The organism is Clostridium sulfidigenes, assembly GCF_000732635.1.
Taxonomy (GTDB): Bacteria; Bacillota; Clostridia; order Clostridiales; family Clostridiaceae; genus Clostridium_J; species Clostridium_J sulfidigenes.
In genome coordinates this window covers 1-11,610 of sequence record NZ_JPMD01000016.1, presented here as the reverse complement: position 1 = coordinate 11,610, position 11,610 = coordinate 1, and the positions used below count along the sequence as shown (strand labels likewise).

14 protein-coding genes are annotated in these 11,610 nt (G+C 29.2%); all 14 read left to right on the top strand.

Annotated features, from left to right (window positions below; translation table 11 throughout):
- Positions 1-98: 98 nt before the first annotated feature.
- The 14 genes from yedF to IO99_RS07395 all read left to right on the top strand — a co-directional run bounded on the left by yedF (position 99) and on the right by IO99_RS07395 (position 11,506).
- The gene (yedF, locus tag IO99_RS07460) at positions 99-704 is read left to right on the top strand and encodes a sulfurtransferase-like selenium metabolism protein YedF (protein WP_035132012.1); all 606 of its coding nucleotides are present in this window, start codon (positions 99-101) and stop codon (positions 702-704) included.
- 25 nt (positions 705-729) lie between these two features.
- Complete coding sequence (locus tag IO99_RS07455; RefSeq protein ID WP_035132011.1) at positions 730-984, top strand: putative Se/S carrier protein; 255 nt, start codon at positions 730-732, stop codon at positions 982-984.
- Positions 985-1,069: 85 nt separating this feature from the next.
- Positions 1,070-1,261, top strand: coding sequence for a DUF951 domain-containing protein (locus IO99_RS07450; RefSeq protein WP_035132010.1), 192 nt, complete (start codon positions 1,070-1,072; stop codon positions 1,259-1,261).
- A 102-nt stretch (positions 1,262-1,363) separates the two neighbouring features.
- Complete coding sequence (gene rpsF, locus IO99_RS07445; protein WP_035132009.1) at positions 1,364-1,654, top strand: 30S ribosomal protein S6; 291 nt, start codon at positions 1,364-1,366, stop codon at positions 1,652-1,654.
- Positions 1,655-1,663: 9 nt separating this feature from the next.
- Positions 1,664-2,101, top strand: a complete 438-nt coding sequence (locus IO99_RS07440; RefSeq protein ID WP_035132007.1) for a single-stranded DNA-binding protein — start codon at positions 1,664-1,666, stop codon at positions 2,099-2,101.
- Between the two features lie 24 nt (positions 2,102-2,125).
- Positions 2,126-2,389: a 30S ribosomal protein S18 gene (gene rpsR / locus IO99_RS07435; RefSeq protein WP_035132005.1), complete on the top strand. Its 264-nt coding sequence runs from the start codon at positions 2,126-2,128 to the stop codon at positions 2,387-2,389.
- A gap of 184 nt (positions 2,390-2,573) precedes the next feature.
- A complete protein-coding gene (locus IO99_RS07430; RefSeq protein ID WP_035132003.1) occupies positions 2,574-2,891 on the top strand; it encodes a MazG-like family protein in 318 nt (105 codons plus the stop codon).
- A 12-nt stretch (positions 2,892-2,903) separates the two neighbouring features.
- Entirely contained in the window at positions 2,904-3,899 is a 996-nt protein-coding gene (locus IO99_RS07425; RefSeq protein ID WP_035132001.1) for a DUF2232 domain-containing protein, read from the top strand.
- 3 nt (positions 3,900-3,902) lie between these two features.
- Entirely contained in the window at positions 3,903-5,897 is a 1,995-nt protein-coding gene (locus tag IO99_RS07420) for a DHH family phosphoesterase (RefSeq protein ID WP_051823991.1), read from the top strand.
- A gap of 2 nt (positions 5,898-5,899) precedes the next feature.
- Positions 5,900-6,346, top strand: coding sequence for a 50S ribosomal protein L9 (rplI, locus tag IO99_RS07415; protein WP_035132000.1), 447 nt, complete (start codon positions 5,900-5,902; stop codon positions 6,344-6,346).
- 49 nt (positions 6,347-6,395) lie between these two features.
- Positions 6,396-8,297: a Lon family ATP-dependent protease gene (gene lonC, locus IO99_RS07410; RefSeq protein WP_035131998.1), complete on the top strand. Its 1,902-nt coding sequence runs from the start codon at positions 6,396-6,398 to the stop codon at positions 8,295-8,297.
- 196 nt (positions 8,298-8,493) lie between these two features.
- Positions 8,494-9,825, top strand: coding sequence for a replicative DNA helicase (locus IO99_RS07405; protein WP_035131996.1), 1,332 nt, complete (start codon positions 8,494-8,496; stop codon positions 9,823-9,825).
- A gap of 125 nt (positions 9,826-9,950) precedes the next feature.
- Positions 9,951-10,442 (top strand): TM2 domain-containing protein, encoded by a 492-nt coding sequence (locus tag IO99_RS18710; RefSeq protein WP_242844106.1) that lies wholly within the window; start codon positions 9,951-9,953, stop codon positions 10,440-10,442.
- 107 nt (positions 10,443-10,549) lie between these two features.
- Positions 10,550-11,506, top strand: coding sequence for a 3'-5' exoribonuclease YhaM family protein (locus IO99_RS07395; protein WP_035131994.1), 957 nt, complete (start codon positions 10,550-10,552; stop codon positions 11,504-11,506).
- Positions 11,507-11,610 lie beyond the last annotated feature (104 nt).

Below are 11,610 nucleotides of genomic sequence, written 5' to 3'. Positions count from 1 at the left end.
TATATACAATATCATATTATTATATTAAGTAGAACATATTAATTAATAGATATTAACTAAATATTATATCAAATAGTATTTAATAGGGGGAAAATGTTATGGAAAATATTAGAAATGAGATTGACTGTAGAGGATTAAATTGCCCAATTCCAGTAGTAAATACAAAAAAATATTTTGATGCTTTAGAAAGTGGTATAGGAGTAACTGTTGTAGATAATGAGGTTGCCAAAAATAATGTGGTTAAATTTGCTCAAGGAAATGGATTTAATTATGAAATAGAAGAAAGAGAAGGCAATATATACTATATAACAATTACAAAGAGAGAAGTTACAGTAGAAGAATTAAATCTAAAAAGTTCTAAAGAAAAAGAAGAGACTTTTACTATTGTTATAGGTTCAGATAAATTGGGAAATGGAGATGATGAACTTGGAACAGCTCTTATAAAGAGTTATTTATTTGCACTTTCGGAGGCTGAAGTTATACCAACCAATTTAGTATTCTTAAATGCAGGGGTAAAGTTAGTAGTTGAAGGAGCACTTACCCTTGATAGTTTAAAAAGATTAGTAGAAAGAGGTGTAAATGTACAAAGTTGCGGTCTTTGTTTAGATTTTTATGGATTAAAGGAAAATCTTGCAGTTGGAGAAATTAGTAATATGTATGCAATAATTGAAATGATGAATAAAGGAAAAACTATAAAGTTATAAGGAATAGTACTAGGAGATATACGAAATGAAAGAATTTTTAATTGTAACTTTTAATAATACTCATGAAGCCATGAAAGCTGAATCAGTATGTATTAACGAAAAGCTTAAGGTTACTATGATGCCAACACCAACATATATAACTAAAAGTTGTGGAATAAGCTTAAAGGCGGATATTGGTATTGTAGATAGCTTAAAAGAGATAATAAAAGATAAAAAGATGGAGTTCAAAACTATTTATCAATTTACTGATAGTAAGTTAATAGAGTTAAATATTGATTAACATAATATGAGATGGTAAAAAATAAGTATAAAACAATATAGTTTATTGATATAAATATTTGGAAACAATGATATAGGAGAAGAATATGAAAGAATTTGAATTAAATGATATTGTAGAAACTAAAAAAACACATCCATGTGGTAGTAATAAGTGGGAAATAATTAGAATGGGTGCAGATATAAAAATTAGATGCACCGGATGTGATAGAATTGTTATGATTCCTAGAAGTAAATTTGAAAAGAGTGTAAAGAAAGTTCTTAAGAATGAGGAAAAATAAGATAACAATATTGACTTGATGGTTTTACTATGATATAATTTGATGATGTAATCCCTGCTGTGAAAATCACAGCCGTTAGTCCGGGGGGAGGAGGTGAAACTAATGAGAGCATATGAAACTATATTCATATTACACCCATCATTAGACGAGGAGGCTGTTAAAGCTAACGTTGAAAAATTTAAAGGTGTAATAGAGAACAATGGTGGAGAAGTTGAAAGCGTTGACGTTTGGGGTAGAAGAAAGCTAGCTTATGAAATCGCTAAAGTTAACGAGGGTGTATACACATTAATCAACTTCAAAGCTGACGCTGAATTACCTAAAGAATTAGACAGAGTATTCAGAATTACAGATGGTGTTATAAGACATATTATAATCAATCCAGAAAGCAAGTAGGTGGTATGAATGAATAAGGTTGTTTTAATCGGAAGATTAACCAAAGACCCAGAGTTAAAATTTACTCCAGGTACAGGTACAGCTGTAGCCACATTTACAATTGCAGTTAATAGAAGATTTAAGAAGGAAGGTCAACCGGATGCTGATTTTATACCTGTAGTAGTATGGGGTAAACAGGCTGAAAGTACTGCTAATTACATGAGTAAAGGTAAACTTTTAAGTGTAGCTGGTAGAATTGAAACTCGTTCTTATGAAGCTAAAGACGGTGGAAGAAGATATGTTACTGAAGTAGTAGCTGATGAAGTAAGTTTCCTTGAATGGGGTGGCAATAAAACATCAGGAATGAATACTGGAGCTGTTTCTCACAATGATTCATCAATACCAACAGATTACTTTGGTGGAGGAGATATGACTCCGATTGATGATGGTGAGGATATGCCATTTTAATAATTAGGTAAGGAGGTAAGAGCAATGGCTTATGATAGAAACGATAAGAATGATAGAAGAAAAGGCGGAAATAGAAAAAGAGCTAAGAGAAAAGTATGTGCTTTTTGTATGGATAAAGCAACTTCTATAGATTATAAAGATATCAATAAATTAAGAAAGTACGTTACAGAAAAGGGTAAAATATTACCAAGAAGAATTTCTGGAAACTGTGCTAAACACCAAAGAATGCTAACTGTAGCTATTAAGAGAGCTAGAAACATAGCATTATTACCATTCACAACTGAATAGTAATAATTTATTTGGTAAAACAAACATATAATTAATAAAAACTAGTGAATCGCTGTTATTCACTAGTTTTTTATTTTAATCTCAGAATAACTGTGAAATAAAGGTAAATATACCTATAATCATGTTGCATAAATATTAAAAAAAATTTACAATAGACTTATAGCCTAAAGAAAGGATGATTCTTATGAGACGAGAAGAGTTTAATATTATGTCCAATATAAAGATAATAGAAGGACTAAAGGCAGAATTAGTTTGTATTGTAGGTGATTTTTTTAAATTATTAAGTAAAGGGAGTAATATAGCACAAGATGCAATTTTAGATTGTATATCAGGAGCAATAATAATATTATATATTTTAGCAGAAAAATTAGGTTATTCTCATTTAGCAATTGATGAAACTATGAAGAAAAAATTAAAGGTTGGTATAGTAGAAGGTGATCCTCTTGAGAAAAATGGAAAAGAGCTTAGTAAGCTTTATGACCATATAAGAGAAAGGAATTAGAAGGAGGATGTTATGGAACAAAAGATTAATACAAAGAGTTTAATAGAAGCTGCGTTGATGGCAGGTATTATAACTATAATAAGCATTAGTGCATCATACATTTTATTATTTTATATAATAGGGTTAATATTGTTGCCGATTTTGGTAGCTCTTATTTACTATAGGAATGGAATGAAGTATTCAATAGGAGCTGCATTAATAAGCACAATATTAGTAGCTATATTTCTCAATCCTATTTTGGCTATAATTTCAGGTATGTCTTATGGGATAATAGGTGTAGTCTTAGGTTACTGCTTAAAAAATCAAAAGAAAACATATAATATATTAATAGCCCTGATTATTGCATGTATAATAGCAATGCTGGTTGAGGTATGGTTAACAAGTAGACTTGTTAGCAATATAGGTATAATTCAATTTATTAATGATAAATTGAATACATATATACATGAATTTAAGGCGTATATAACTCAAACAAAACAAATTTATAGCAACATGGGTATGAATGCTACTCAACTACAAATGTTTGAACAAATAGAATCTATCTTTACAGTTGAGCTCTTAGCTATGTTGATACCAACTGTATTATTTATAGCTTCTTTTATACAAGCATATTCAACCATATTATTTACACATTTGATATTTAGAAAACTTAAATATAAAGAAGTAAAATACTTAAGGTTTTCAGAGTTTTATGTATCTAATCTAGTTGGAGCTGCATTAATTGCTATTATTAGCATATGTGCAATAGTAGGAAGTAGGGGGATTACAGGTAGCTTATTTTTATATAATGCTATTTTAATGTTAACAATTATGATATTAGCTGTGAACGGAGCAGCTGTAACTGATTATTATTTTAGAAAGAAACTAGGAATGCCTAAGACAATGAGAATACTTTTAGTAGTTCTTTTGTTTATAATAGGATCATCTAAAATTTTAGGAATAGTAGGTTTTGTAGAAATGATGTTAGATTTTAGAAAGTTGGATCCATATAGAATCAGAAAGGCGTAATATATGAGTAAAGAGAATTTTAAAGAAATGCTATTTAATTTTATAAAAAGTAAAATAGTTATAACTATTTTAGTTATATTATTAGTAGTGTTTTTTATAAAGGATATGTTAATTGTTTCAAATATACTACTTCTAATATATGTAGCCGCTCTTTTGTATATTATATTTGATAATAGCAAGAAAGATAATTTTTCTAACAAAATTGAAAATATAATACACAAGGTTGATACTGTTAAGTCTACGGCATTTTCTAAGGTGCATTTTCCAACTATGTTTTTATTAGAAAATGGAGAGGTAATATGGTATAATGAAAGTTTAGCTTTAAGATTAGAAAATAATGATATAGTAGGTAAAAATATAAAAGAAATAATTAAAGAGTTCAATATAAAATTAGCATTAGAAGGAAAAAGGTCAGAGTATAAAAATGTTGTTTTTAAGGATAGAATTTATGATATTTATATAAGTATTATTCAGGATTATGAGATTAATGAAGATAATAATCTTATAGTAATTTCTTTTGATGATATTACAGATAATGTTAATTTAATAAATCAAATTAATAATGCTAAAGAAAGTGTAATGCTCATAGAGGTAGATAATCTTGATGAGGTTATTAAGACTACAGAAGAAGATTTAAGACCACAGCTTATAGCAGACATAGATAGAACTATAAATAACTATGCTAATAGCCTAAAAGCGTTAATAAGAAAATATTCATCAAATAAATATGTATTAACTACTAAAGATGTTAATATAGAAACTGAGATGAATAAAAAATTTGATATACTAGATACAATTAGAGAAGTAAGCAGTGGAAATAAACTTACAGTTACTCTAAGCATTGGAGTGGGTAGAGGTGGAGAAAATCCAGCTCAAAATCATGAATTTGCCACTATAGCAAAGGATTTGGCTCTTGGAAGAGGTGGAGATCAATGTGTAGTCAAGAGCTTTGAAAAAGTATCTTTTTATGGTGGAAAAACTAAAGAAGTTGAAAAAAGGACTAAGGTTAGAGCTAGGGTAATTGGTCATGCACTTTTAGAACTGATAAATGAAAGTAGCAATGTAATTATAATGGGACATCACAATCCAGATATGGATTGCTTGGGAGCAGCAATAGGAATGTATAGTACCATACGTTCTTTAAATAAGGAATGTTATATAGTTATGGATGAGCCTCATGATGCTGTGCAGTATATGTTGGACAGATTAGATGAAGATGATAACTATAAAGACACATTTATAAATATAAATGCAGTTAAAAATATAAAAAATGATAAAAGTTTATTAATATTAGTTGATGTTCATAATGAAAGTTACGTACTTTCTATGGAGGTAGTAGATTACTTCAGTAGAATAGTAATTATAGATCATCACAGGAAAACAAAAGACTTTATACAAGGTACAATGTTAAGCTATGTGGAAACCTATGCATCATCAACATCAGAATTAATAACAGAATTAATTCAGTATATGGTTGAAAAACCAAAATTGAGAGAAGTAGAAGCGGTAGCTCTATTAGCAGGTATTTGTCTAGATACTAAGAATTTCTGTTTTAAAACTGGAGTTAGAACCTTTGAAGCAGCAGCATTTTTACGAAGGCTAGGTGCTGATACTGTAGATGTAAAAAGAATTTTTAGTGAAGCTTTAGATATTTACATAACAAGAGCAGATATAATAAAAACTGCAAAGGTTAAAAGTGGAATAGCTGTAGCGAAATGCCCACCAGAAATATCAAATTCTGTATTACCAGCACAAGCAGCGGATGAATTGCTAAATATTACAGGTATTCAAGCATCCTTTGTTATTGCTAAAATAGAGGAGGGCACTTATATAAGTGGAAGATCCTTAGGTGAAATAAATGTTCAGGTAATATTGGAATATTTAGGTGGTGGAGGACATTTAACAATGGCAGCTGCTAGAATTAAAGATTATAATCAAGATGAGGCAGAAGAATTATTAAATGATGCTATAGAAAAATACTTAAGGAAGGGTGAATAATAATGAAAGTTATTTTATTACAAGATGTAAAATCAGTTGGAAAAAAAGGAGAGGTTGTTAATGCCTCCGATGGATATGCAAGAAATTTCTTGTTTCCTAAGAAATTAGCACAAGAGGCAAATGATGTTAACATGCATATTTTAAATAAGAAAAATGAAGCTGATAGAAAGAAGAAATTAGCTGAAATAGAGGAAGCTCAAAAAGTTGCAAATGAACTTAAGGATAAAGAAGTAATTATCTATGCTAAGTCAGGAGACAATGGTAGATTATTTGGAGCGATAACCACAAAAGATATTTCTCAGGAAATGGAAAAACAATTAAATATAACAATAGATAAGAAAAAAATAGTAGTTAATACTATTAAAACTATGGGATTATATGATGTAGAAGTAAAGTTATATCCTGAGATATCAACTAAAATAAAGGTTATTATAAAAGAACAACAATAGATTTTAAAAACCGAGGGGAGGAAAGCATAGAAGGTATAAAAGTCCTTCTATGCTAATAATTTTGAATATAAATTCAGTTGATAAAATAAATAATTTTAGCTTAGAAGAAGAATTAACTATGGAAGTAGAAATAGAAGTTTTAGAAGAAGTTATGTACAAGCTTTTAGATGAAGGCACTATTAGAGGTAGAGCAGTAAAGTTTAAGGTTCAAAAGCATTTAAATAGTAAGGATATGTATAGAAAACTTTATGCTATAAATAAAATAGTTACTAATGGAAAAGGAATTAGTGTTCCACCAAGTGATAATAATATAGAAGAAGTTTTAAAAGAAACTAGCCTAGAAATAAGTGAACTTCTAGCTAAAAGATATGTACAAAATAAATTAGATGCAGAAGTTGAAAAGCAAATTATAGAAAAACAGGACAAGTATATAGATGAGGTAAGACTAGGAATCATAAAGAAACAAAGAGGACCAGAGAATAGTAAGACATTAAAGAAATATGCAGAGTTTGAATGTTTAGATTCAAAGCATTTAACTCAAAACATTATGAGTATGCTTAGACCTGATAGTTTTTCAGAAATAATTGGGCAAGAGAGAGCTATTAAATCTTTAATATCTAAGATGGCATCTCCATATCCACAACATATAATTTTATACGGACCACCAGGAGTGGGTAAGACTACAGCAGCTAGGATTGCGCTTGAAGAAGTTAAGAAATTAAAGCATACGCCATATGATAAGGATGCAAAGTTTGTAGAAGTAGATGGAACCACATTAAGATGGGATCCAAGAGAGATATCAAATCCTTTATTAGGTTCAGTACATGATCCTATATATCAAGGTTCAAAGAGAGATTTAGCTGAAAGTGGTACTCCAGAACCAAAGACGGGACTAGTTACAGAAGCACATGGAGGAGTTTTATTTATAGACGAAATAGGTGAATTAGATTATACTCTTCAAAATAAATTATTAAAAGTTTTAGAAGATAAAAGAGTTGAGTTTTCATCATCATATTATGATCCAGATGATGAAAGTACACCTAAATATATTAAGTATTTATTTGACAATGGTGCTCCAGCTGATTTCGTTCTAATAGGTGCTACTACTAGAGAGCCAAGTGAGATTAATCCAGCATTAAGATCAAGGTGTACTGAAGTTTATTTTGAACCACTATCTTCTGTAGATATAGAAAAAGTTGTATTAAATGCAGCTAAAAAGTTAAATATTAAATTAGAGGATGGTTTAGCAAAAGAGATAAGCAGATATACTATAGAAGGTAGAAAAGCTGTAAATATACTTGCAGATGTATATGGATATGTATTATTAAATAATGAAGAGAGAAATGATGTGGTTATAACTATTTCTGATTTTAATGAAGTAGCATCTAATAATAGATTAAGACCATATGAAGATATTAGTGATTTAGATTCTAAGGAAGTTGGACAGATTTTTGGTCTTGGAGTATCTGGATTCTTGGGGTCAACTATAGAAATAGAATGTTCAAGTTTTGAGGCTAGGGAAAAAGGTAAAGGAACTATTAGATTTAATGATACTGCTGGATCTATGGCAAAAGATTCTGTTTTTAATGCAGCCTCTGTTATAAGAAAGATTACTGATAAGGAAATCAGAGATTATGATGTTCATGTAAATGTTATTGGTGGTGGAAAAATTGATGGACCATCAGCTGGTGCAGCTATAACAACATGTATTATAAGTGCCATTTTAGAAAAACCAATAAGACAGGATATTGCAATTACTGGTGAAATATCAATAAGAGGTAAGATAAAACCAGTAGGAGGAGTGTTTGAAAAAATATATGGAGCAAAAAGAAAAGGTATAAGGCAGGTAATAATACCAAAAGATAACCTGAAGGATGTTCCAGCTAATATTAAAAATATAGAAGTTACAGCTGTATCAACAATAGAAGAACTACTAGAGTTAGTATTTTAGATACTTTGATTATTAAAACCCTGTAATATGATTATACAGGGTTTTAATTTAATTTTATAAATAAATGTTTGGATTTTTTTATAACTACATTATAATTAAAGAGAAGAATTTTATAATAAATAATGTTTTCTACATTATTTATTCCTTGAGAGTACATATAGGAGTTTTCTTTTAATATATCGCAGGAGGTAATAATATGAGTGACTCACTTAGAACTATGCCACAAAATATAGAAGCTGAGCAGTCAGTAGTAGGGTCTATGTTAATAGATAAGAATGCTATTGCACAAGCTGCAGAGGTTCTTTCAGCTGAAGATTTCTATAAAGATGCTCATAAGACTATTTTTAAGGCTATTAGAGATTTATATAATAAAGATATACCTGTAGATATGATAACCTTGGTAGACTATCTAAAATCTAATGATATGCTTGAGCAAGCTGGAGGGGTAACATATATTATGGAGATAAGCACCTCAGTACCTTCTACAGCTAATTTATCTTCTTATATAAAAATTGTTGAAGATAAATCAACCCTTAGAAGGCTAATTAGAAGCTCAACGGAAATAATTGAAAATAGCTATAATAAACAAGATGATGTAGAATCAGTAATAGACTTGGCAGAAAAAAATATATTTAATATATCTGAAAAACGAAGTACTAGTGATTTTGAACCTATGAGTACTGTATTGGAAAGAGGATTTTTAGAGATAGAAAAGATTTTTAATAATAAAGGTCAAGTAAATGGAGTAGCTAGTGGATTTAAAGATTTAGATGCAAAAACTTCAGGGTTTCAGAGCGGAGATATGGTTCTAATAGCAGCTAGACCATCTATGGGAAAAACTACATTTTGTCTTAATATAGCCCAAAATGCAGCTATTAGAGATGGTAGGAAAGTTGCAATATTCTCATTAGAAATGAGTAAGGAGCAATTAGCATATAAGCTCCTTTGTGCAGAGGCTAATGTAGATATGGTTAAGCTTAGAAATGGAGATTTAGACGATAGAGATTGGGAGAATATAGCAAGGGCTTCAGGACCACTTGCATCTGCGGGAATATATATAGATGATACTGCAGGTATTTCTGTCATGGAGATGAGGTCTAAATGTAGAAGACTTAAAATAGAGCATGGAATAGATTTAATTATCATAGACTATCTTCAATTAATGTCAGGAAGCAATTCTGATAATAGACAACAGGAAGTATCAGAAATATCAAGAAGTATAAAAGCTTTAGCTAAAGAAATGAAATGTCCAGTAATTGCATTATCTCAATTATCCCGTGCACCAGAACAAAGGGCAGACCATCGTCCTATGTTATCAGATTTAAGAGAATCAGGTTCTATTGAGCAGGATGCAGATATAGTTATGTTCTTATATAGAGAATTTTATTATAGCAAAGAAAAAGAAGATGAGAACATAGCGGAATGTATATTAGCTAAACATAGAAATGGTGAAGTTGGAACCGTAAATTTAGCATGGATAGGTAAATATAGTAAATTTGGAAACTTAGACTTAGTTCATCCAGAGTAATTTAAATAGATTTCGTAGAAATTAGTAATAAAGTATAATTATATATGATTTATATTTATTGCATATACTAAAGCCTTATTACATAAAGATATATTAGCTATACTTTATGTGAGGTGAGATTACTCATGGTAAATGAGATGAAGAACAATAAATTAATAGATGATAAGTTTAACAATGGAAAAGAGACATATTTTCACAAGCATTCGGAATTAGATGATATTACTATAACAGAGGAACATGAAGATGACATTGTAAGTCTGTATAATAATGGAATTGTGAAAGATATAAGAGATACTAGTAACACCAATGAAGAAGTAAAAATAATTAAGACTAAAGAGTTTTATGGTGACAAAGATAAAGGGTCTATATTAGAACCTAAGGAGAAAGACTGTAGTGAAAAAAGTTGGGGAGCAACATTAGTGTTTTGTATACTTTTAGGTTTTATAGGCTTCCATAGATTTTATGTTGGAAAAGCAGGAACTGCAATATTAATGTTACTTACACTAGGTGGTTTTGGCATATGGATTATAGTAGATTTAGTATCTATAATAATAAATAGTTTTACAGATGAATATGGTAGAATTGTTAAAAGAAAAAAGTCCATAGATCAAAATTAAAAAGATGTGGTAAAACATATCTTTTTTAAGTATTATTGAATAATTTTAATAGATTTGATAATATTCATCTTATATAGTACACGAAGTAAAGATTAAGGAGAACAGTTATGGAAAATAAGAAAATTGGTGAGTTTAATAAAGGGGATAGAATTGAAAGTTTTTTCTTAGTAAAAAATGCAGAATGTAAAATAACTAACAATAGTACTACGAATAAATATTTAGATCTTATGTTAATAGATTCAACTGGAGAAATAAATGCAAAGCTATGGGAATGTAATGAAAATATTGAAGCTTCAATAAAGGATAATATACTTGTAAAAGTAAGAGCTGTAGTTAATGAATATAGAGGGAAATTACAGTTAAAGATAGAGAAAATTAGACCAGCTACAGAAGAAGATAATGTTAATATAGATGAATTTATACTAGTTGCTCCTTATAAGTCTGAAGATATGTTTGAAACTCTATTAGATTATATAGAGAAAATAGAAAATAAAGATATAAAACATATTACAGAAAATATTATCGGTAAATTAAGTTACAAGTTAATGCATTATCCAGCTGCTAAATCCAATCATCACGCGATTAAAGGTGGTCTTTTATATCATATAACCACTATGTTAAATGCAGCAGAAAAATTATTAGGTATATATGATTATCTAAATAAAGATTTATTGTATTCAGGTATAATTCTTCATGATATAGCTAAAATAATGGAGATGGAATCTAGTGAGCTAGGAATAGTATCTAAATATAGTACAGAAGGCCAGTTACTTGGACACATAATACAAGGAATTGGTCTAATTGAAGATGCTGCAATGGAAGTCAAAGCAGATAAAGAAATAGTTATGTTATTACAACATATGATATTAACACATCACTATGAGCCGGAGTATGGAAGTCCTAAGAAACCTATGATACCCGAAGCAGAAATGTTACATCATTTAGATGTATTAGATGCTAGAATGTATGATATGCGTAAAGCTACTAAGGATTTAAATCCAGGTGAATTCTCTGAAAAAATATATAGTTTAGATGGAATAAGTATATACAAATCATTCATATAAATACGAATAATATAAATATAAAAAGTGTAATATATTCTTATAGGATATGTTACACTTTTTATGGTTTAAGATAATATTATAATAAATTTAATTATAATAAAAAG